This is a genomic window from Nocardia transvalensis (genome assembly GCF_015477765.1).
Classification (GTDB): Bacteria; Actinomycetota; Actinomycetes; order Mycobacteriales; family Mycobacteriaceae; genus Nocardia; species Nocardia transvalensis_A.
The window spans coordinates 280,374-301,632 of the sequence record NZ_JADLQQ010000009.1; the positions used below are offsets into that span (position 1 = coordinate 280,374).

23 protein-coding genes and 1 pseudogene are annotated in these 21,259 nt (G+C 65.6%); 9 read left to right on the forward strand and 15 right to left on the reverse strand.

Features of this window, described 5'->3' with window-relative positions:
- Nucleotides 1–132: 132 nt before the first annotated feature.
- Together IU452_RS26885 and IU452_RS26890 are read right to left on the reverse strand one after the other, a co-directional pair.
- A pseudogene (locus tag IU452_RS26885) lies at nucleotides 133–869 on the reverse strand (alpha/beta hydrolase).
- 205 nt (nucleotides 870–1,074) lie between these two features.
- Nucleotides 1,075–1,617, reverse strand: a complete 543-nt coding sequence (locus tag IU452_RS26890; protein WP_195111960.1) for a GNAT family N-acetyltransferase — start codon at nucleotides 1,615–1,617, stop codon at nucleotides 1,075–1,077.
- 178 nt (nucleotides 1,618–1,795) lie between these two features.
- Between IU452_RS26890 and IU452_RS26895 the strand changes: the two genes are divergently transcribed.
- Nucleotides 1,796–2,935 carry an IS30 family transposase gene (locus IU452_RS26895; protein ID WP_195111961.1) on the forward strand — a complete coding sequence of 380 codons (1,140 nt, stop codon included), beginning with the start codon at nucleotides 1,796–1,798 and terminating at the stop codon, nucleotides 2,933–2,935.
- Nucleotides 2,936–2,979: 44 nt separating this feature from the next.
- Here the strand turns inward: IU452_RS26895 and IU452_RS26900 are convergent, their stop codons facing one another.
- A complete protein-coding gene (locus IU452_RS26900) occupies nucleotides 2,980–3,564 on the reverse strand; it encodes a GrpB family protein (protein WP_195111962.1) in 585 nt (194 codons plus the stop codon).
- A 214-nt stretch (nucleotides 3,565–3,778) separates the two neighbouring features.
- Here IU452_RS26900 and IU452_RS26905 point away from each other — a divergent pair, with 214 nt between their 5' ends.
- The gene (locus IU452_RS26905) at nucleotides 3,779–4,195 is read left to right on the forward strand and encodes a VOC family protein (RefSeq protein ID WP_195111963.1); all 417 of its coding nucleotides are present in this window, start codon (nucleotides 3,779–3,781) and stop codon (nucleotides 4,193–4,195) included.
- A gap of 188 nt (nucleotides 4,196–4,383) precedes the next feature.
- Here the strand turns inward: IU452_RS26905 and IU452_RS26910 are convergent, their stop codons facing one another.
- Nucleotides 4,384–4,650, reverse strand: coding sequence for a hypothetical protein (locus IU452_RS26910; protein WP_195111964.1), 267 nt, complete (start codon nucleotides 4,648–4,650; stop codon nucleotides 4,384–4,386).
- A 331-nt stretch (nucleotides 4,651–4,981) separates the two neighbouring features.
- The gene (locus IU452_RS26915; protein WP_195111965.1) at nucleotides 4,982–5,251 is read right to left on the reverse strand and encodes a hypothetical protein; all 270 of its coding nucleotides are present in this window, start codon (nucleotides 5,249–5,251) and stop codon (nucleotides 4,982–4,984) included.
- 128 nt (nucleotides 5,252–5,379) lie between these two features.
- On the opposite strand from IU452_RS26915, the gene IU452_RS26920 reads away from it, so the two are divergent.
- Together IU452_RS26920 and IU452_RS26925 are read left to right on the forward strand one after the other, a co-directional pair.
- Nucleotides 5,380–6,024, forward strand: a complete 645-nt coding sequence (locus IU452_RS26920; RefSeq protein WP_195111966.1) for a hypothetical protein — start codon at nucleotides 5,380–5,382, stop codon at nucleotides 6,022–6,024.
- A 186-nt stretch (nucleotides 6,025–6,210) separates the two neighbouring features.
- Entirely contained in the window at nucleotides 6,211–8,427 is a 2,217-nt protein-coding gene (locus IU452_RS26925; RefSeq protein WP_195111967.1) for a penicillin acylase family protein, read from the forward strand.
- A gap of 144 nt (nucleotides 8,428–8,571) precedes the next feature.
- On the opposite strand, the gene IU452_RS26930 is transcribed toward IU452_RS26925, so the two are convergent.
- The 5 genes from IU452_RS26930 to IU452_RS26950 all read right to left on the reverse strand — a co-directional run bounded on the left by IU452_RS26930 (nucleotide 8,572) and on the right by IU452_RS26950 (nucleotide 13,021).
- Nucleotides 8,572–9,054, reverse strand: a complete 483-nt coding sequence (locus IU452_RS26930; protein WP_195111968.1) for a hypothetical protein — start codon at nucleotides 9,052–9,054, stop codon at nucleotides 8,572–8,574.
- A gap of 501 nt (nucleotides 9,055–9,555) precedes the next feature.
- On the reverse strand, nucleotides 9,556–10,608 hold the full coding sequence (locus IU452_RS26935; protein WP_195111969.1) for a hypothetical protein: 1,053 nt from the start codon (nucleotides 10,606–10,608) through the stop codon (nucleotides 9,556–9,558).
- Nucleotides 10,609–10,658: 50 nt separating this feature from the next.
- A complete protein-coding gene (locus tag IU452_RS26940; RefSeq protein ID WP_195111970.1) occupies nucleotides 10,659–11,768 on the reverse strand; it encodes an NADH:flavin oxidoreductase in 1,110 nt (369 codons plus the stop codon).
- A 164-nt stretch (nucleotides 11,769–11,932) separates the two neighbouring features.
- Nucleotides 11,933–12,313: a DUF1801 domain-containing protein gene (locus IU452_RS26945; protein ID WP_195111971.1), complete on the reverse strand. Its 381-nt coding sequence runs from the start codon at nucleotides 12,311–12,313 to the stop codon at nucleotides 11,933–11,935.
- Between the two features lie 87 nt (nucleotides 12,314–12,400).
- Nucleotides 12,401–13,021 (reverse strand): TetR/AcrR family transcriptional regulator, encoded by a 621-nt coding sequence (locus tag IU452_RS26950; protein WP_195111972.1) that lies wholly within the window; start codon nucleotides 13,019–13,021, stop codon nucleotides 12,401–12,403.
- A gap of 83 nt (nucleotides 13,022–13,104) precedes the next feature.
- Here IU452_RS26950 and IU452_RS26955 point away from each other — a divergent pair, with 83 nt between their 5' ends.
- Both IU452_RS26955 and IU452_RS38445 read left to right on the forward strand, forming a co-directional pair.
- The gene (locus IU452_RS26955; protein WP_195111973.1) at nucleotides 13,105–14,049 is read left to right on the forward strand and encodes an NAD-dependent epimerase/dehydratase family protein; all 945 of its coding nucleotides are present in this window, start codon (nucleotides 13,105–13,107) and stop codon (nucleotides 14,047–14,049) included.
- A 117-nt stretch (nucleotides 14,050–14,166) separates the two neighbouring features.
- Nucleotides 14,167–14,607 carry a hypothetical protein gene (locus IU452_RS38445; RefSeq protein WP_228818785.1) on the forward strand — a complete coding sequence of 147 codons (441 nt, stop codon included), beginning with the start codon at nucleotides 14,167–14,169 and terminating at the stop codon, nucleotides 14,605–14,607.
- Here the strand turns inward: IU452_RS38445 and IU452_RS39295 are convergent.
- From IU452_RS39295 to IU452_RS26985, 4 genes are all read right to left on the reverse strand, one after another.
- On the reverse strand, nucleotides 14,558–15,673 hold the full coding sequence (locus IU452_RS39295; RefSeq protein ID WP_195111974.1) for a polymorphic toxin type 44 domain-containing protein: 1,116 nt from the start codon (nucleotides 15,671–15,673) through the stop codon (nucleotides 14,558–14,560). The genes IU452_RS38445 and IU452_RS39295 overlap by 50 nt on opposite strands.
- Nucleotides 15,670–16,014 (reverse strand): hypothetical protein, encoded by a 345-nt coding sequence (locus IU452_RS26975; protein ID WP_195111975.1) that lies wholly within the window; start codon nucleotides 16,012–16,014, stop codon nucleotides 15,670–15,672. Before IU452_RS26975 ends, IU452_RS39295 begins: the two co-directional genes overlap by 4 nt.
- 188 nt (nucleotides 16,015–16,202) lie before the next feature.
- Nucleotides 16,203–17,579 carry an MFS transporter gene (locus IU452_RS26980; RefSeq protein WP_195111976.1) on the reverse strand — a complete coding sequence of 459 codons (1,377 nt, stop codon included), beginning with the start codon at nucleotides 17,577–17,579 and terminating at the stop codon, nucleotides 16,203–16,205.
- Nucleotides 17,576–18,019, reverse strand: coding sequence for a MarR family transcriptional regulator (locus tag IU452_RS26985; protein ID WP_195111977.1), 444 nt, complete (start codon nucleotides 18,017–18,019; stop codon nucleotides 17,576–17,578). Before IU452_RS26985 ends, IU452_RS26980 begins: the two co-directional genes overlap by 4 nt.
- Nucleotides 18,020–18,401: 382 nt before the next feature.
- Here IU452_RS26985 and IU452_RS26990 point away from each other — a divergent pair, with 382 nt between their 5' ends.
- The 3 genes from IU452_RS26990 to IU452_RS27000 all read left to right on the forward strand — a co-directional run bounded on the left by IU452_RS26990 (nucleotide 18,402) and on the right by IU452_RS27000 (nucleotide 20,185).
- Nucleotides 18,402–19,295, forward strand: a complete 894-nt coding sequence (locus tag IU452_RS26990; protein ID WP_195111978.1) for a helix-turn-helix domain-containing protein — start codon at nucleotides 18,402–18,404, stop codon at nucleotides 19,293–19,295.
- Nucleotides 19,292–19,498, forward strand: a complete 207-nt coding sequence (locus tag IU452_RS26995; protein WP_195111979.1) for a DUF397 domain-containing protein — start codon at nucleotides 19,292–19,294, stop codon at nucleotides 19,496–19,498. Before IU452_RS26990 ends, IU452_RS26995 begins: the two co-directional genes overlap by 4 nt.
- 153 nt (nucleotides 19,499–19,651) lie before the next feature.
- Nucleotides 19,652–20,185 (forward strand): uridine kinase family protein, encoded by a 534-nt coding sequence (locus tag IU452_RS27000; RefSeq protein WP_195111980.1) that lies wholly within the window; start codon nucleotides 19,652–19,654, stop codon nucleotides 20,183–20,185.
- An 89-nt stretch (nucleotides 20,186–20,274) separates the two neighbouring features.
- Here the strand turns inward: IU452_RS27000 and IU452_RS27005 are convergent, their stop codons facing one another.
- Complete coding sequence (locus IU452_RS27005; protein WP_195111981.1) at nucleotides 20,275–21,228, reverse strand: LLM class flavin-dependent oxidoreductase; 954 nt, start codon at nucleotides 21,226–21,228, stop codon at nucleotides 20,275–20,277.
- Nucleotides 21,229–21,259 lie beyond the last annotated feature (31 nt).

Genomic DNA, 21,259 nt, shown 5'->3' on the forward strand with positions numbered 1-21,259 from the left:
GGTCAACGCGCGACCAGCGGCATGCCAGTGCGTTGACTGCGGCGACCGCTATCGAGGAGGCCGGGACCTGTCCTCGATAGCGGCATCCTGGCCGACGGCTCTATTGTCTGCAGGTGGCCTGACGGCCCCGCCTCACTTCAGGTGCCTGGCGAAGAACCGGTTCCCCTCTTCCCCTGCGTGCTGCGGGACGCCGGTGTGCCCGCCCATATTGGCGTGCAGCGTCTTCTCCTCGGAGCCGAAGGCGTCGAACAGGTCCGGGGCCATCTGCCGATCGTTTCCCTCGTCGTCCCACTGCAGCAGAACGTGCAGCGGAATGGTGACCTGCCGGGCCTCCTCGAAGATGGTGCGGGGCACGTAACTCCCCGCGAACAGGACGGCGGCCGTGATGCGCGGCTCGACCACCGCGAGCCGGGTGCCGATGAAGACCACCCCGCCTGAATACCCGACCGGGCCGCCGATCTCGGGCAGCGCGAGAAGGGCGTCGAGGGCGGCCCGCCATTCCGGGACCGCCTGGTCGACCAGTGGGAGGATGAGTCGGTCGACGATGTCGTCGGTGACCGGATCGCCAGCGGCCAGCGCCCGGTGCAGGTCGGCGCGGGTCTGATCGACAGCGGCGGAACGGGGCCGCTCACCGCTGCCGGGGAGCTCGATGGCGGCCGCCGCGTAGCCCTGCGCCACGGCGCACCGGGCCCTGGCCACAATCGCGGGTACATCTTCTGCAGTCCGACGGCGGAATGGCCGAGCAGGATCAGCGGCACCGGTGTGGATGCGGATGCGGGTGTCCACAGGATGCCGGGGATCTCATCGAGGGTGAATTTGCGCTCGAGGATACTGTCCTCGTCGAGGCGCTGTTCGGAAATGAATTGCACGGGAGTGCCTTTCGGGAGTGCTGTTGAACGGCGCTCCCGGACGATCTATCGCCCGACCGCGACCCCTGAGGAGAGCACCCATGTCGATACTTCGTTCACGGATACCACCTCCTCGTTCCCTGGCACGGCCTCCGGAAAGGTAGCAGTGGTCGCAGTCGTCCGCCAACGCGTTTTGCGGTGGCTCCGACCGTTCTCGTTGCCGTCATCAACGAGTGGCTGTGACGTACCGGTCCGACGACAACTCGAACACCCGTACTCGCCGACCGCAGGTGGGATTGACGGTCTCCCGGATCTGATGCATCCCCAGTTTGGTCGTGATCCGTTCGGAGGCGTCGTTGCCCACTTGAGTGATGCTGACGATCCGCTCCAGCTCTCGCTCTTCGAACCCGAACCGTACAGCGGCCGCAGCCGCCTCGGTGGCCAAGCCCTGCCCCCAGTGGGAACGTCCCAGCCGCCAGCCGACCTGAACCGCCGGCAGTACCTCCGGCAGGAAGGCGGGCACCGAAAGGCCGGTGAACCCGGCCAGCTCGCCACTGGAGCGGATCTCCACGGCGAACAGGCCGAAACCCTGTGACTCCCACTCGCTCTCCCATGCCCGGACTCCGTCGCGAGTCTGCTGTTCGTCACGGACGCTACCGTCACGGATCCACCGCATGACCTCGGGGTCGGCATTGATGGCAGCCATGGGCGCAACGTCTTCCTCGCGCCAGCGACGCAGGATCAAACGGGGAGTCTCGAGCGTGACCATCCAATCATTCTGGATCGCTGTTCCCGATCACTTCTGGCACACCAGCTTCGTCGCCGAGGACGAGGAGGGTCTTGCCGGGTTCCTGGCTTCTCGTTCTGTCAACGTGCGATATGCGGTGTGCTCTCAAGGGATCATCGCAACGCTGTGTTTCTCCGGATGTCGAGGGATGTGGTGTGCGATGGCGAGATCGCCGTTGTCGGAGGCGGAGGTCGAGGAGGTGTGGCGGCGGTGGCGGTCCGGGCAGGCGGTGAAGGTGCTGGCCCGCGAGATGCGCCGGCATCCCTCGACCGTCCGCGACTTGCTCAAACGGTGTGGCGGCGTGCGGCCGGCACCGCGCCGCCGCGGTGGGTTGCGGTTGAGTTTGGCTGAGCGTGAAGAGATCTCGCGGGGTCTGGCCGCCGGCGAGTCGCTGCGGTCGATCGCGGCCGGGCTGGGGCGGGCGGCGTCGACGGTGTCGCGTGAGGTCGCTGGCAACGGTGGCCGGGATCGGTATCGGGTCTTGGTCGCAGAGCGGGCCGCGTGGGCGCGGGCGGTCCGGCCGAAACCGACGAAACTGTCCCAGCAGCCGGAGCTGGCGGCGTTGGTGGCCGACCGGCTGGCGCGGCGCTGGTCGCCGCAGCAGATCGCGGGCTGGCTGCGGCGAAACCCGCAGAGCACCCTGGGTTATGTGTCGCACGAGACGATCTATCGGTCGCTGTTCGTCCAGGCCCGCGGCGACCTGCGCCACGAGCTGACCCGGTATCTGCGCACCCGCCGGGCGATGCGGCGCCCGGTCGGTGCCCGGCTGCCCGACGGCCGTGGGGGCCGTCCCGGCGTGCTCAGCATTTCCGCACGGCCAGCCGAGGCCGATGATCGTGCGGTGCCCGGACACTGGGAAGGAGATTTGGTCTTCGGCCGCGGTATGACCCCGATCGCGACGCTGGTCGAGCGCTCGACCCGGTTCCTGATGCTGGTCGCGCTGCCCGACGGGCACCGCGCCGATCTCGTCGCGGCCGCGCTCGCGGCGAAGATCACCACCCTCCCGGCCGCGGTGCGGCGCACGCTGACCTGGGATCAGGGCCACGAGATGGCCGAGCACGCCCGGTTCACCGTCGCTACCGGGGTCCCGGTCTATTTCTGCGATCCGAAAAGCCCGTGGCAGCGCGGCAGCAACGAGAACACCAACGGTCTTGTCCGCCAATACCTTCCCCGCACCGTCGACATGCGCGACTACACCCAAGCCGACCTCGACGCCATCGCCGACGAACTCAACCAACGACCTCGACAAACCCTCGGCTACAAGACACCATCAGAAGCACTCAACGACGCGTTGCGATGACCGCCTGAAGCCGCAGGCAGAACAGTGCGTTGTGGACAAGATGATCAGCCTTCCAAGGCACGGGTCAGGATCTCCTCGACGACATCGCTTTTGGCGTCGGCGTAGTGCTGCACGTACTTCCACCGGCGTTGGGTTAGTTCCCGCTTGGCCGCTTCGTAGTACGCGCGATCGTCGTCGTGAGTACGCAGCCAGTCGCGGAAGGCGAGCATTCGCTCGATCTCCGCAGCCCCGAGCTCCGGTGAGAAGATATGGAGGTTGACGTCGTACGGTGCGCCGTCTTCTACCCGTCGGATGAGGCACCGATGCTGGTACCAGTCCGGTTCACGAATGCGCAGCGTGTATCCCGCGCGCTCGAGCGGCGGTACGTAGGCAGCCTCATCGGTGGTGTCGGGGACGACCAGCAGGATATCGATGACCGGTTTGGCCGCCAGCCCAGGCACCGAGGTGGAACCGGTGTGCTCGATGCGCAACACGAGCGACCCGAGCGTGTCGCGCACCGACGCCGCTTCGGCGGCATACCAGGCCGGCCATTCCGGGTTGTAATCCTCCACAACCACCGGGACCGCATACGGTTTCAACTCGCCGATCGTCGCGGCGGCAAGGTCATCGTCCGAGCCCGAAGTCGCCATGCCCCACCATATCGGCGGTCTCCTCCGACTGACAGCGCGGTAATCGGCAGCACAAGTGCGTTCCTGCGGGCGCAGCAGCAGTACGAGAGCCCAATCGATCGATGCATGTGCCGAGGTTCACCAACAATCACGACAGAAGGTGTCGTGTTTATCTGAAAGGTTGGCTTGGTGACCGTCGGACGGCCCGATCGGTCGCGTCACGAAGGAGAGTCACGTGAGTTCTGGAGTCAATCCATGCATCGTGTTCAACGGCAACGCGCGGCGAGCGATGGAGTTCTATCGGGAGGTCTTCGGCGGCGAGTTGGCGATCGGAACGGTCGCGGACTTCGGCTCACCGGAATCGCCCCACGCAGACAAAGTCATGCACGCCCGGCTCGACACGCAGGCCGGCTACACGCTGATGGGATGGGACTTCCCGGATGACCGGCCCGGCCACCCGCCCTATCGGCCAGGTAACAACGTTGCGGTCTTCATCGGTGGCGACGACGACGAACTCCGCGGCTATTTCGAGAAGCTTTCGGTCGGCGGCACCGTAACACTGCCCCTCGAACAGCAGGTGTGGGGCGACGAGGCGGGCTCGCTCGTGGACCAGTTCGGGATCAGCTGGATGTTCAACATCACGGCCCAGTAGCGAGGGGACGGCGCACGATATTCGGGGCATGAGCGTGCGTTCAGCAGCCACGCCGAGCTGATGGGACACGCCGGTCAGCGGCGTCGGATTCCGCCGATATCAACCGATCTCAGATCCCCCGACCGACGCCACGGTTCGCCGAGGGACGACGTCGGAATTCGCCAGCGTAGCCAGCGGGCCGAGCTGTGTCAGTTTCTTTGCGCTGCTGCTGGTTCCCGGTTTGCGTGGGGTGGGTGGATCGGCCTTGGTGGTATGTCGGTGGGTGGGTAATCCGGGGCCAGATCTGCGGGGTCGAGGTCGGGTAGCCGGTTGTCGCGGCGAGCGCTCAGGCATGGGTCGGTGAGGACGCAGAACACGACGATGAGCAGCAAGGACCAGCCGAACGTGATCCGTAGGTATTCCGGATTACGGCCGTAGGAGGGCCAGTGGTCGAGTAGCCATTTGTCGTAGGTCATCACCGGCCAATATCTGCGGGGACTACGGATCCATCACGGCATGGCGCATCCCCTGTTGTCGATCCCGCTCGGGTCGCCACGTGCTCACCTCTTGCACCCAAAACCTAAAGCCCAATCGGTATGCCTCAGGCGCTCGTTCACCGAGCTTGACGTCTGACGATGGCGTGAAGCCTAGAGTTTGTCGAGGTCGACGCCGCGCAGGATCTTTGGTTCTACCCGGCAAAGACTGCGAGCGGGGCGATTTGCCCGACCGACGAGACGAGTCCGCAGCGACACTTCACGCCGTCCCCGATACGGGTGCGGGCTCCCGTGGCTCGATGGTGGCCCGGGTTCAGAGGGTGGTGTTCAGCAGTACAGCGATACCGTCGGCGCCGACAACGGTGCCGACGTGTCCGGTGATCAGGTCCGTTTTGCCGTCGCCGTTGAGGTTCGAGCTGCTCGCTGCGCCAGGACGGCAGCAAACAGAGCCGGACCCCTCGGCTCGATTCAACGGCAGCAGTGGCATATGGCTGTCGATGGAGTGGACTGGGTTCGACACGTCTTGCGCGGAGCCGACGGCATATGCCAGACCTTCCGATGCCAATGAAATTCGGGGCAGCACAGTGCATTTCGCTACGATGAGCCACTAAATTAGAGTTCGTTGAGACTAGAGGCGATCGAAAAAGCCGCTCTCCGTTGCGGATAGAGGATTTCGTTCCGCGCGACGATGGGTCGAGCCAGAGGAACACAATGAGAATCAAGAAGATTGCTGCGGCAGCCATCTTCACCATCGCGGCCACGGGCGCCGCGGGAAGCGTCGCGCACGCCGAGCCGGCACCCGCACCGGCCGGCGCACTTCCGGATACGGTGCACGGCGCGGAGCACGGCGTCACCTTCGAAGTCTCGAAGTCGGCCGACGGAAAGAGCCTGGCCGCCAACCTATTCGGCGGCAGGTTCACGGTGACCGAAAACGCTGTGAATGTCGTCGATCGGACGGGTGCGATCGTCGCCCGTATGCCGCTGACCGTCGAACTCGAGCAGGGCACCGTCGAGCTACGGCCGCGGGTCGACGCAACCGGCACGCACCTGACGGCCGAACCGATCGGCTACTGGAAGCAAAGCTCGCCCAGAGAGCGCAGCACCTGGGCAGGGGCCGCCCTCGGCGGGTTCGTCGGCGCCATCATCGGTATGGCCATCGGTATCGTCGGGGGCCCGCTGGTCATCGTCACCGGCTTCGCCGGAGCATTGATCGGCGCCGCCATTGGCGCCGGTATCGGCGCGGCCGTCCCGAATTCGGATGTACCCGATCGCTGGGACTATGTGATGCCTGACTCCTCGTCGCCCGGTTCTCGGGAGGACTGCCACAGCATCAACCACTCCCACATGTGCGGCTAGACCTAACTGGGAGCCAACGGCTACGGGCTCCCAACGCCTGCACGGCGGCCATTGAGGACGTGCTGCGACCAGGCGGAGTTCGTGCGCAGCGAGGTCGACGCCGATCCGGATTCGGTTGCTGGTTACGGGCGTTTGGGGTAGCCGAGCCGGATATTGTTGCCGGACAACCGATCAGTGGACCACCTCATGAACCACGCACAGAACGAAGGGCTGAGCCGACGCCAGTTCCTGGGCGGAGCAGCAGGCGCCGCCGTCGTGGCGAGCCTGCCCTCCGCCCACGCGACCGCCGCTCCCGCGCGAACCCCGCCCGATCTCGCCCGCTGGCTTATGCAAGCGGCGCACGTGACGATCACCCGCGATGACTGGGGGATCGCGCATGTCGATGGCAGGACCGATGCCAATGCGGTGTTCGGGATGATCTATGCCCAGGCCGAGGACGACTTCAACCGGATCGAAACCAACTATCTGACCAACCTTGGCCGGCTCGCCGAGGCCGAGGGCGAGAGCGCGATCTGGCAGGACCTGCGCCAGCGGCTGTTCGTCGACCCCGAGGTCCTGAAGAGCGATCTCTATCCGAGTAGCCCGGCCTGGTTACGCAAGCTGATGGAGGCGTGGGCGGACGGGCTGAACTATTATCTCGCGACGCACCCCGAGGTGCATCCACTCGTGATCACGCGGTTTGAGCCGTGGATGGCGCTGAGCTTCACCGAAGGCAGCATCGGCGGCGACATCACGCGGGTGTCGCTCACCCGGCTCCAGACCTTCTACGGCAACCAAGCGGTGGCGCCAACCGACGCGGAGCCCGGGCTGCCGCTCCGCGAGCCCACGGGCTCTAACGGTATCGCGATTGCGCCGAGCCACACGCAGGACGGCAATGCGCTGCTGCTGATCAACCCGCACACCACCTTCTACTTCCGCTCGGAACAGCATGTGACGAGCGGCGAAGGACTCAACGCCTACGGCGCAGCCACCTGGGGGCAGTTCTTCCTCTATCAGGGCTTCAACGCGAACGTGGGCTGGATGCACACATCGACCGGCGCCGATAACGTCGATGAGTTCGCCGAGACGATCGTGACGGCGGCGGATGGCAGCCTTTCCTACCGGTATGGCGCCGAGCTGCGGCCGGTGACGACGAAGACGATTACGTTGACGTATCGCACGGCGGACGGCGGACGGGCCCATCGCAGCTTCACCACCTTCGCCACGCATCACGGCCCGATCGTGGGCACGGCGGGGGGCAAGTGGATCGCGTTCGCGCTGATGAACAAACCCGTGGAGGCGCTGCAGCAAAGCTTTCTGCGCACCAAGGTTCGGGACTACGCGGAATACATCCGGGTGGCAGAATTCAAGGCCAACAGCTCGAACAACACGATATTCGCGGACTCGAAGGGGGACGTCGCCTTCCTGATGCCGCAGTTCATGCCGATCCGCGACGATCGCTTCGACTATACGCAGCCCGTCGACGGCAGCGATCCGGCGACCGACTGGCAAGGGCTGCACAGTCTCGAAGACATGCCGCAGGCGGTGAATCCGCGGAATGGCTGGGTGTTCAACTCGAACAACTGGCCCTGGACTTGCGCGGGCCCGGACAGCCCCAAAGCCACCGATTATCCGCGGTATTTCGACCAGGCGGGCGAGACCGCACGCGGGCCACATGCCGTCGGGTTACTGACCGCGCGGAACGTCTTCACCCCACAGACGCTGCGCGACATCGCCTTCGATTCCCACATCCCCGCCTTCGCCCCTGATGCGGGGAATAGGGAGCCGGTGAGCGGGCTCGTGCCGCAGCTGGTCGAGGCGTGGGACAAACTGCCCGAGGGCAACCCGCAAAAGGCGAAGCTCGCCGACCCGATCGGCCTGCTACGCGGCTGGGACTATCGCTGGGGTGCGGATTCGACTGCGACTTCGCTGGCCATATTCTGGGCCGCAGGGCCGCACGACACCGATGAGCAGCGACTCGCATCGCTCGAGGCGGCGGTGGAGCGGCTCACGCACGATTTCGGCAGCTGGCAAGTGCCCTGGGGCGAGATCAACCGCTTTCAGCGCCTCGACGACGCGATCGACCAGACGTTCGACGATGCGAAGCCGAGCACCCCGGTGCCTTTCGTCTCTGGGACGTGGGGGTCCCTCGCCTCGTTTGCGGCCAGGCGCCAGCCGGTACCGACCGGTGGCACAACGAAGCGCTTTTACGGCACCAGCGGCAACACCTTCGTGGCGGTCGTGGAGTTCGGGCCGAGGCTGCGTGCCATGGCGGTGCGGGAGGGGGGTGCGAGCGGCCATTCCGACTCGCCGCACTTCATAGACCAAGTCGAACGCTACGCAAGCGGCAACCTCCGGCCCGTCTATTTCTACCCCGACGACCTCAACGGCCATGTCGAGCGGAGCTACCACCCAGGCATGTGATTGATTGCCTGGACACCCGCTCCCTCAGAATGAACTCGGCTGCCGGCGAGGTGCCGATGGCCGGTTCGCTCAGCACGACCAGCGGCAACGAGACTGGCTGGTATCGCACCGTGGACGGGTAGGACCGCGCGGATCACTGTCGCACTACGGCACCGTGAATTCGACGGTTGTCGGAATGTGAATGGCGTTGGTCGTCAGGGTGGCCCTGATCCGGCCGGAGCCGGTGTTGATTGTCACTGAGGCATCGTCGGTGCTGGGCCTGCCGACGACGCTCGACACGATGGCAGGAATCGAGTCCCCGGATGTGCCGGTATCCAGGTTGTGCCAGCGGACGATGCCTCCGATAAAGCACAGCGGCGAACCCGACGGCGCCTCGGGCCCGTAGAAGGTACCGCGGAGGTAAACCCGCGCCTCGTTCGCCGGAACATACTCGTCCGGGCCCGGTCGCACGGTAGCGGTGACGGTCCCGACGCAGCCGAGTTGACCGTTCCCAACGGTATAGACCGGAGGGAACTCCACTCCAGCGGCAGCCGCGGGAGAGGCGGTTGCGGCCACAACGCCGATTGCGATCGAAGCGACGAGGCCAAGGCGGATGGCGCTCCTCGTGACCTGTGTTTGCTGTGTCATTGCTGAAACTATAGCCATGCCGGTCTCTGACCATAAGACCCTGAAGGTGTGCGGTTCTTTAATAGACTGCACTTTGCCAGAGAGTAGCCATGTAGCTGGACATTGCAGGCGCTCGTGGAGGACTACGCGACGCGGAAACTCTGCACGTACGCGCGGTTCTGTCCGAATTCAACTGGGGTGCCAGTACCGGAGAACCCGTAACCGGTCAACCACGCCCTCGGAACCGTGTGGGCATAACGGTCGACGGCTCCCTCTGACCCACGCCCGCCCCACCGCGGTCCGTACCGCGTAGCCAAACCTCGAACTTGGCCCACACCAACTTCCTCAATCGGCATTACCGGATGTCCACTCGGCCAGGCCGCCGCGCCTGGCCGTCAACCCAACCGCCCACCGAAGCCTGCCCGGCCGCAACCTTGCGGCCGGGTTGGAGGACTCCGGAGTACTTCAGGTTTCCGAGCCGGAGCTCGGGTGGTGTCGAGGTGCGGTCGCGTCGGGGACATGTCAGTGTGGGAGTTGGTGGTAGAGCCGTGCGAGTTCTTCGGCGGTGGTGCGGGCGGTGGTGCAGCCGTTGTGGGTTCGGATCGAGATGATCTCGGAGTACCCGGCGTCCGCGGGGCCGGTGGGGGTGCCGGGTTCGAAGACGGGTGGCTGCGGAGCGGTCGAGAGCTTGATCTCGCAGGTGCCGGCAGGCCAGGGATCGCCGGGGGTGGGGTCCTCGGTGGCGCGGAGCCCGCCGATCGTGGTCTCCTTCCGCGTGCCCTTCGCCTTCATGTGCGTGGCGTCGAGCTCGAACATGTAGCGGATGGTCTGGGCGGTGGTGACATCGCCGCTGTCGAGCAGGAATTCACATTTCCATGGGTCCACGTAGGGGTCGACTTCGTGCGCCCGCAGAGTCGGATGGTGCCCTTTGCCGACGGTGCCGAGGACGGCGCACGGGTCGAGGGTCGCCAGGCGTGAGTTCATATGGGCACGTTGAGAACTCGCCCGCAGCGGGCGCTCGGAACGGTGCGGGACAGTGGCTGTGGCGAGGTCCAGCGCCGTCGCGCACAGATCACCTGTCGATCCGCCTGCCTCGGAGTCGGGATCGGCATACACGCCCAAGACGATGTCCCGGCGGCCGTCGACGGGGACACCCGCCCGACAGAACCTTCCCGGTTCGGAGGAGGGGATGGTCCATACCTCGACGTCCCCAACCTGGTGTGTCGCGTCCCCCAATCCCGATCGCATCATGGCGACGCTGATCGAGCCGACACCCGGCACCGCGCTCGGGGATGCGAAACGCACGGTGCACCAGCTGAGAATGGTTTCCGCGCCCATGTAGATCGGTGTCCCGATCCGGCGTACCGCCGCGTCGTCGAGATAGCCGCACGGATCCAGCGGTCGCAGGGTGTCGCGGTAGGCGATCGCCTCTTTGTCCTCTGCCGACAGGAACTCCGGATACGGTGGGCCGTCGGCAGACGGGTCCGCCGCCTGGTTCGGCTGCGTGGACGAACACGAGGACGCGGCGACTACAGCCGAAAACACAACCGCGGCAGCGGCGATGATCTTTCTCACAGCGGCCGATAGTACGGTCACTTCGCCGCATTTGCCCGGTTACGTGAGCGCTATCTGAACGGAGTGATCTCCGAGAGCCGTCCCTCGCGAATCTTGTCGACCCACTGCGGATCTGCCAGCAAGGCCCGGCCGACGGCGACGACGTCGAACTCGCCGCGTTCGAATTGCTCTTCCAGCACGCGGAATCGCTGGGCCTGGGTCTCGTCGATCCGATCGCCGCGGAAGACGCTGTCGACTCCGACGGAGCCGACCGTGATCACCGGCAGGCCGGTGATCTTCTTCGTCCATCCGGCCAGGCTCAAATCGTCTGCGTGCTCGGTGAATTCGGGCAGCCAGTGTCGCCGCACGGAGGTGTGGAAGACATCCACACCGGCCGTGACGAGCGGTGTCAGCAGCTCCTCGAGCTCGGCGGGGGTGTCGGCGATCCTGGCGTTGTAATCGACGCCCTTCCATTGCGAATAGCGATAGATGATCGCGAAATCGGGGCCGACCGCCTCGCGGACGGCGGCCACCACACGGGCGGGGAAGGCCGCACGGCGACGCAGTGATCCGCCATAGTCGTCCGCGCGGCGGTTGGTCGCGGCCCAGAAGAACTCGTCGAGCAGATATCCGTGCGCCCCGTGCAGTTCGACACCGTCGAAGCCGAGCTGTTTGGCCAGCACCGCCGACTCGACGAAGGAGCCGACGAGGGCGTCCAGATCATCGGCACCCAGCGCCCGGCCCACCCGACGTCCGGCGTAATCGACACCCGACGGGCTCACCGTCTGCGACTGCGGCTCGAACTCGGGGTTGTCACCACGCTCCACACCGGTATGCCAGAGCTGCGGAACAATGGCGGCGCCTTCGGCGTGCACCGCGTCGACCACCGCCCGCCAGCCGGCCGCGCCGGCGTCGCCGTAGAAGCGCGGCACATTCGCGCTGGGACCGGCCGCCGGGCCGCGGACGTACGTTCCCTCGGTGATGATCAGTCCTACCCCGCCGGCGGCACGAGCGCGGTAGTACTCGACGTTCTCTTCGTTCGGAATCCCGTCCGGTGACTGCATTCTGGTCATCGGGGCCATCGCGAACCTGTTTCGCAATCGCAACGATGACAGGTCGAACTCGGTGAACAACTCATCGAGGCGGATCGACGAGGATCCACCGACCGAGCCTTGCGGCATCACGCACACGCTCCTTCGACACGACGGTCCGAACTCTGGGCGAACAAGCTGATCGCTGAAGTAGGGCAACAGCCCTTGTCTGCCCGCGATTCCCGTCCTGGCCGTCCGTGATGTGGATCTCAGCGGGCAGAATTCAGGCCCTTCGGAACCCTTCGCGATCGGAGCTAGGGCCGGTCGAGCATGTCGGTTTGATGGGTGAGTGCGCTGTGGATCAGGGCCCTGATGGCGTCGGGGTGGCCGATGGCCCGCTGTGCCGGAATCTCACGGACGTAGCGCGCCGAGCCGGTGAGAAGGCCATCGGGATCGTCCAGGAGCACGCCTTTGTGAAAGACCAGCCGCACTCCCGTTTTGGCGGCCGAGATCCCGCACAGCCAGTCGTGCCAGCGATTTTCGACGGTAAAGGTGATCCGGCCCCACTTCACGGCTTGCTGAATCCGAGGATCCGCAGTGTTGACCAGGGCCACCAGCGCCTCGGCTTCGTCCCGCTGCTTTTCGCCGAGTCCGGCGAGCCATGCCTGGATATCCGGTTCGTGCTCATTGCTCATGGCCGAGCCTCCTGTCAGACAGCGCCATTATCTCGCTGGGGTACGACAGTTTCGGAGGGCGTCGAACCGGTGGCCGAGATCGTGAAACTAGGTTCGCTCGTCGGCATTTCGGGATGTTCGTGCCGACATCTCGGTCGCCGCGACGGCGAGGTCGACCAGGTCCGCGCGGATGTCGTCCAGGGGCTGGGTCGAGCCTTCGGCGCGCGCGATCATCAGAGCGCCCTCCACCGCCGACAGCATGAGCGTGGCCAGGCGGGCGGCTCGGTCGGGCGGGGCGCCGTACTGTACGAGCGCGGCCTCCAGGGCGGTGCGCCACTGCCGGTAGGTGTCGCGGCAGGCGATGGTCAGTGCGGGGGAGCGGGGTGTCGAATCCAGTGTCACCGCGCTCACCGGGCTGCCGCCGAGGTAATCGGTGCGCACCAGCCCTTCGCGCAGGCGATCGGCCAGTAGTTCACAGAACGCGCGGACACCATCGGAGTGCGCCGCCGTCTCCCGGATCAGGTCGGTGAACTCCGCGGCCGACTCGGTGATCGCGGCGACCGCCAGCTCCTCCTTTCCGCCCGGGAACAGGTAGTACAGGGATCCGCGCGGGGCGCCGCTGGCGGCGACGATCTCGCTCATCGCGGTGGCCTGATAGCCCTGTCGCTGCAGTAGTTCACGGGTGGCGGCCAGCAGGCGTCGCCGGGAATCGGACGGTGGACGTGGCACGTGACCCACCTTACTATGTCGACCGTTCCACTTACAGGCGTAGGATCGGGACCAGGTCGACAAACCCACTACGAGGAGGACTCATGAAGGTCTTCGTTACCGGGGCAACCGGGTTCTTGGGTCGTCGCGTGGTACAGCGGCTGGTCGGTGAGGGGCACGAGGTGGTGGCCCTGGTCCGCGGCGGCGGGCGCGAGGTGGCGGGCGCCACCGTCGTCACCGGCGACCTGACCGATGTGGCGCAGTGGCAGGACCGGCTGTCGGGCATCGATGCGGTCGCTCACCTCGGAGGGTTGGTGACGGCCTGGGCACCCTGGCGCGAGTACGAGAAGGCCATCGTCGTGGCGACACGCGATCTGCTCGCGGCGGCCGAGGCTCACCATGTCCGGCGCTTCGTCTACATCAGCAGTGAGTCGGTCCTGCAGGACGGGCGGCCGCTGCTGGACATCACCGAGGCCCAGCCGGCTCCGGCGCACCCCAGTTCGGGCTACGGGCGCGCCAAACTCGAAGCGGAGCAGGCGATTCGAGAGCATCGAGGTGCCATCGAGACGATCGTGCTGCGCCCGACCTTCATCTGGGGGAGGGGGTCGGCGCAGGTGGCCGACTTCGCCGATCGGGCCCGAGCGGGCAAGCTACCGCTGGTCGATCACGGTGCGGCCGTTTTCGAACACGTCCATGTCGACAATGTCGCCGCCGCGGTCAGCGCCGCGCTGACCGAAGGAACGCCGGACGCAATCTATTTCGTCACCAACGGGGAACCGATGCCGGTCCGCGAGTTCCTGGCCGGTGTCCTGGGCGCCCAGGGCGCACCCATGCCGCGGCGTTCGGTACCGTCCCGCGTGCTGTACCCGGTGGCACGTATGAGCGAGTGGCTGTGGTCGGCACTGCCGCTGCCGGGACGCCCGCCGATCACCCCGTTCGAGGTCGAATTCTTGTCGCTGCCCCGGCGTTACGACATCGGCAAGGCCCGCCGCGAGCTCGGCTACAAGCCGATCGTCACCTACGCCGAAGGCATCGCCGACCTCACCTGACCAGAACGATCAGGAATCGAGAAGCTCTCGCCACCCCCTCGTGGCTAGCGTCTTCGCTACCGGCATTCACCCGGCAGACCGCCGGGCACGGCTTGCTCGTAGTCGGAGGAGGACTCGATGAACTGGAACAAACGGGTTCGGCAGGCGCACCGATCGCTGGGCATCGTCTTTGCCGCGACCGTCATCGTCACCATCGTCGCCTTGGCGCTGCGGGGCCCGGCCTGGGTGTCCTACGTACCGCTGGCCCCACTCGCCTTGCTTCTGTTCTCCGGTCTCTACCTGCTCGTGTTGCCGTATGTCCGCGGGACGCGCAGCCCACGTGCCGCGGCCACCCCGGTCCGGCAGCTGCACCGCTGGTCGGCCATTGTCCTTGTCTCGACCGTGCTCGTCACCGTCGTCGACTTGGCGCTGCAGGGTCCGATCTGGGTGTCCTACCTGCCGCTGCTCCCGCTCACCGTGCTCCTGTTTTCCGGTCTGTACATGTTCGTGCGGCTTCCGGCCGCTGGAATCACTTATACGCGATCTGCGGTATCTCGTGGCCTTCGACCTTGGCAGTGACCAGCTTGTCGACGGTCGCGCGAGCGGCCTGGCGGAACTGCTCCTCGGTCATGCCGGAGCCGTACTTCTCATAGAGCTCCATCCCGGCCCTCATCGTGATCTGGTCTCCCGCATCGTCTTTGCCGGTGCCCTTCTCACCGATCGAGGCTGCCTTGATCAGCGTCTCGGAGTCGATTCCCGCGGCGCGGCCGACATATCCGTAATGCATGTTCGAATAGATGTCGAAAAGCACTCGGCGATTGGTCCCCGGCTGCTGGAAGTAGCGGTCGTCGCCGGGTGCCCCTTTCGGGGTGCCTTCGCTCTTCAGGCCGAAAAGCTCTCGCAGGTCCCCCTTGTGATCCCAGTCCCGGCCGGTCGCGACCTTCTCGGCCCACATGGCGAGAGCCGTCAGGTATCTACTCCCGGCGCCTTTATCGCGACCGAACTCCCACCATTCCGATTGGCGCAGCATTTCTCGGATCGTTTTGACGGTGTCGGAGTCCAGGTTGCGCTTCATTTCTTCGAAAATGAACCGTTCCGCATCGGTGAAGCGGGTTTCCTCGCGCGTGGTCTGGCTGCGGCCGATCGCCTCGAACTCGGCCTTCATCGACGCGGCCAGCGACGACAGATCCTGCTGAAGACGCGTGTCCTCGGCTACCAAGGTGTCGACGGCCCGCAGGATCCGCTGCTCCCATCGAGCCCGGGCCGATTCCACTTCGGGAGTCCACTGCTGACCCGGCCCGACATTGACGAACAGGTTCTGCCAGACGCTGAAACCGGCCGCCTCGGCGGAGGTGATGAGATTCCGCGCGGACTTCAACGGCGTGCTGACGTCCCAGTAGCCCTGCTCGAGTCGACTCGCTGCCTTCTCCAAGCGATCGACCATCTCGTATGCCGTCTTGCGGTCGCCGACGGCACGGGCATGCGCGGCCTCGGAGGCCAGCCCTTTCCAATCGGGCGCGCTGATGGTGGTGACGTAGCGCTTGAACAGGTTTTCGACTTGCGGGCCGAGACGTTTGAACCCGGTGGCGATATCCAGCAGGGGCTGAGCGTCGTAGCTTTCGAGTTGACTTCTGGTCGGTCTCACCGGCGCCCCCAGGCGCCCGAGCCCTTCAGGTACGCTGCCGCCAGCATCGTCGCATTGGCATCCTCGACCTTCCGGAACTCGACCGTGATGGCATGCATGAGTTCCCCGATCTCCCGCAGCCGCCCCGACACCGTCGGAATCAAGCTGTTTTGCACACCGGTCGCCATCTTGCTCGCCTCGGCGACCGAGGGCAGCGTCGCAAAGATCGGGGCGGGCAACAGCATCGACGGCGGCACCCCGTGGACTGCGTTCAGCCCGGCCGCCTCCCCGCTCAGTGCGTGTAGTGATTTGGACATCGCGCTCAGGTGATCCAGATCAGCCTGTAACGTCGTCATCGGCAATCCCCCGTGGTAGTCATCGGTCTCCTCGAGACCCCTCCCAGACTTGCTGTCGCGAAAGCCTGTTCTCCCATATGGGAATTTACGGGATTTCGAATGCCGAGACATCACAGGAGAGTTGCATTTCGACGAAACTGGTTCGATAGCATCACATTTGGAGTCAACCGTAGTGTTAGGGAGTGCGGGTCGGGTCAGGCCTGCCGAGCGCGCACCCGGCTCAGGGACCGGTCGGCAAGGGCCAGGACCAGGAACAGAGCGGCGGCGGCGAGCATGAACAGGGCCAGGTGGTGGAGGCCGAGGACGCCCGAGCCGTGGGTCAGGAAGGTGCCGCTGGCGGCGGCGGAGCCGATGGCGCCCATATACATGAAGGTGCGCAGCAGACCGGCCGAGGAACCGATGCGGTCGGGATCGGCCTGGTAGTAGACGGCGTTCTGGTTGGCGAGATTGTTCAGGCCCTGCGGGATGCCCATGATCAGGGTGGCGGCGAGCAGCAGCCAGATCGCGGCCGCGGAGTGCACGGTGAGCAGCAGTGCCGAGGCGCTGAGCTGGGCGATGCCGCCGACAACGAGTTTGCCGCGAATCTCCTTGCGGCGTCCGGTGATTGCCGCAACCGCGATCGCGGTCAAGGACATGGGGAGCAGAACGAGTCCGGCGACGGTCGGATTCAGGCCGCGATCGTCCTCCATCCACTGGGTGAAGCCGTACAGGAAGCAGTACCCGACCAGGGCGGTCAACAGCATGCGCAGATAGGTGGCCAGCAGCGGGAGGTTGCCGCCGAGTACCCGCGCGTCGAGAAACGGCTGGGAGACTCGTAATTCGCGCAGCACCAGCAGAGTTGCCGACACCACGGTGATGAGCACCAGATACCAATGCGCCACTTGCGGTTTCATCAAGAACAACAGCATCGATACCAGCATCGCCGTGAACAGTGTGATGCCGGGGAGATCCAGGGCCTTCAGCGACCCGGGTTGCGGTGCAGGAGTTTTCGGCATCCGGCGAGCACCTACGACGAGGCAGGCGAGAGCGAGCGGGATGTTGACGGCGAAGGTGGTGCGCCAGCCCCCCGCGTGAATCAGCAAACCGCCCAGGGTCGGACCGATCACGGCGATCGTCTGGTTGGCGATCGCCAGCGCCGTCAGAACACTCGCCGGACTGTCGTGCCCGGTGCGTTCGGATTCGCTGCGGATCAGATACATCGACGCCGGATATCCGGCGCAGGTGCCGAACCCGAGAATCACCCGCGCGACCACGAGCACCCACAGTGCGGGCGCGAATACCCCGAGCACACCGGCGATTCCGGTCAGCACCGCCCCGGCCAGATACAGTCGCCGCGGCCCGTGCAGGTCGACCAGCCGCCCCACGACCGGCTGCCCGATGGCGGTGGCCAGATACAGCGCCGACACCAGCCAGGCGGTTTCCGACGGCGGCGCCCCGAACGCCACCCCGATCGGCACCAGTGACACCGCGATGATCGATGAGTTGACCGGGTTGAGGATCGAGCCGAGGATCATCGGCGCGATCAACCGCCGATCGAAACGCTCCGCTGCCTGCGGAACCGTCGAAATCATGCGTCCCCCAATCGTTCCAGCAGGGCCAGCGCCTCGAGCACGACTCGGCGCTCGGCCTCGGTGAACCTCTCCTGCAGGGCGGTGGCCAGCCACTCGTCCTTCGCGCGCGTGCGTCCCTCGAAGAATGCGCGCCCGCGCCTGCTCAGCGACACCTGCTGCCGCCGCCGGTCGTGCGGATCGGGACGCCGCTCGATCAGCCCCTGCTCCTCCAGCGCCGCCAGCCAGGTCGCCGCGGCCTGCGGCCGAACTCGCTCGGCCGCAGCGATTTCACTGGCCGTCATCGACCCCTTCGCCAGCCGGCCGAGCACCGACAACTGCGACGGCGTCACCTCCTGCCCGCCCGCCGCCTCCAGAAACCGGCGTCGTAACCGGCCGACCAGTACCCGCAGCTCACGGGCGGCTTGGGTGGCGGATGCGGAGGGGCGGGTGCGTTCGGCCATATCTCCAGGCTAGAACGACAACCTGAGTTGTTCAACTTGGATTGAGCAAGACAGATTGTCGATCCCGTATTCGGATCGATGGGTCATCCGTCGAATTCCTTTCTCGGGACCTCGGAAGTCCGGTAGAAATTGGACATGCGATATGGAGCTGTAATGCCTCCGTGATTTCGGTGGGTCTGCTATACCGGTGGTTGGGGTTTGGATTGTGGTGCGGCATAAGGCACTTGGCGATAGCTGTACTCGGAAAAGGTCGGAGCCGAGGGGCTTCGGAAGGGGAAAACCGTTCAAAAGTACCGGAATTCGTGTGCGGAACGCTGCGTTATGGGGGCTTCCGCTGCGGAGGCTTCCAATTATCCACTCAACCACTAGCGAGGCTAACAATATGGGCGCAGAAGGTTCTACTCTCGCACGCCGGGCTCTCGGGCGAAAGCTGCAGATGATGCGCGAGAGGGCAAAGATCAAGCAGGCGGGGGCCGCTCGGATCATCGGAGTGTCGCCGCAGGGGATCGGACGGTTGGAGGAAGGACAGTCGACCAGGCTCGCGAACGATCTGTTCATGAATGCGCTGTGCGATGCGTATGGCGCGACGCAGGAAGAGCGGAGGGTCATTCTGGCCCTCGCCCAAGAGGTTCGGGACGCGGCGAAAAAAGGAGGAGGCTGGTGGCGTGCGTACGCCGACCAGATCACCGGAGGCTTCGACCATTTCCTTGCACTCGAAGAAGCGGCCATCAAGCTGACGGCCTGGAAAGTGATGGTCATACCGGGGCTGCTGCAAACACCCGATTACAGGCGTGCGATCGCCTGGACCGAGTCGCCGAACCTGCCGACCGAGCAGATCGAGAAGCGGATCGAGTGGTCCACGCGGCGGCAGAAGCGCCTCGAAGATCCGAGCTTCACCGCCAACATCTTGCTGTCGGAGGCGGCGTTGCGGGAAGAGGTAGGTGGGCCCGGAGTGATGAAGGGCCAGCTCGGCTTCCTTGCCGATGTCGGTACCCTGCCGAACGTCTCGGTCCGGGTCGTCCCCTTCAAGGCCCGCAGCCACCTCGGGGCGTTGGTCGGATCCTTCTTTCTGATGGAGTTTCCGCTCCTCCAGCAGACGAAGCTCGTTCAGCCACCGATCGTCTACGTCGAGGAATATGCGGGCGATCTGTACCTGGAACGAGAGGAGGAGGTCCAGCGTTATCAGGATGCTCTGAGGGAGCTTGGGCGTGTAGCGTTGGGCGAAAGCGATTCCAGGCGAATGATCCTGGCCCTAGCGAAGGAGTACGGGGAGTGACCAACGACCTGTCCGGGGCGAAGTGGTTCAAGTCCAGCCGTAGCAGCTCGACAAAGGAATGTGTGGAGGTCGCGCACTTGGCCGAGGGCAGCGTCGGCGTCCGTGACTCCAAGAACCCCACCGCCCCCGCGCTGGTGTTCACCCCGACCGAATGGGATGCCTTCACCGCAGGTATCCAGCAGGGCAAGTTCGACCAAGCCTAGCTCCGAACAAACGCACCCCTTCTGTGCAGACGCACCCCCTGCGACCGTCCGCAGGGGGTGCGTCTGCACAGAAAGGGTGCGGCTGTGGGTTGTCTGCCGACCGGTAGGTGTTGTCGGCGGCGGGGGAGTAGGTGTGGGTCGTAGAGTGCGGGGGTGGTGGTCGAAGAGATCGCGGCCCGGGTGCGTGCGAGCATCCCACGGCTGGGGACGACACGCCTCGTGGCGGTGGACGGGCCCGCGGGGGCGGGCAAGTCGACTCTGGCGAAACGCATTTCGGATGCGTGTGGTGGCCGCGTTTTGCCGACCGACGCTTTCGCCTCCTGGGACAATCAATTCGACTGGTGGCCCCGGCTCGAGATTCAAGTTCTCGAGCCTCTCGCCGAGGGGAGACCGGCGAGATATCAACGCTACGACTGGGGTTCGCGCGAGTTGGCGGAATGGCATGACATCACACCCGGCGGTGTCTTGATCCTGGAAGGCGTGTCCTCCGCCCGCACCGCCATCCGCGCGTGGCTGTCCCTGGCAATCTGGGTGGAAACCCCGCGACCGACCAGACTGGCCCGCGGTCTGGCCCGCGACGGCGCCGACGCCCTACCGCTGTGGCAGCAATGGATGACCGCCGAAGACGCCCACTTCGCCCGCGAACACACCCGCGACTATGCCGATTTCATCGTCAGTGGCGAGTAAATCGCTCACAGCCGAAACCGTCGCAGATCCGAGGGCAGTTCCTGGCGTTTATTTTCACTGGCGCGGCAACGTCTTGGCCGGTGCGCGTCCTATCCGGATATCTGTGTGAGGATTTCCAGAACGGTGGCCTCTTCGCGGGCGGGATCGGTCAGCGGCCGGATGGTGGCCGCGATTTCGTCCGCGCCTGCCTGGTGCAGGGTCAGCAGGCGCTGGCGAATGGTTTCCTCGTCGCCGTAGATGATGACCTCGTGAATGAGCTCATCGCTCAACTGGCCCTGAGGGGTGAGGGGAAAACCGGCCTCGCGGAACATTTTTCGGTAGGTAGGGAGGGAGGAATAGACGGAGAACACCTCCTGGGCAACCTGGCGCACGGTGGTGAAGTCGCGGGTGAGCAGGACGGTCGCGCCGACTATCAGCGGTGGCCGTGGCCGCTGTGCCAGCCGTGCTCCCTCCTCCAGCGCCGGCCGGGCAATCGAGCGCACATAGGAGGGCCCCGCCCAGATGAGCATCGCACCGTCCGCGACCTCGCCCGCCAGCCGCAGCATGTTCTCGCGCAGCGCAGCCAGGATGATCGGCGTTCGCGGCGGCGTGAGTGCCGGGGGCAGACCGGCATGGACCTGGTAATACTCCCCGTCCAAGTCGACATGTCCGTCCCACAACATCCCGCGCAGCACCGCGATGTACTCGCGTAAGTGAGCCAGTGGCTTGTCGAACCTAAGGCCGTAGCGGTCCTCGATTTCCGGTCGGTGACTGGCGCCGATGCCCAGGCGAAAACGTCCGGGCGCCAACTCGGCTGCGACCAGCGCCTGGTTCGCCCGCGCCAGGGGATGGGTGGGGTAGGTGATCGCGATGCCGCTGGCCAGCCCGATTCTGCTCGTCCGCGCCGCGGCCGCGGCAACGATGCTCAGCCCGTCCGGCCCCACCGGCCACGAGGGCACCCAGGCCGTGCCGATGCCCGCCTCTTCCGCGCGCGTGATCGCCTCGAGTACGGAGTGCACCGGCGGCGGGAAGATCACCACACCGACAGGAACTGTAGAAGCCATGGAGATCCCGCCCCTTCTCGAGCGCTGGCGA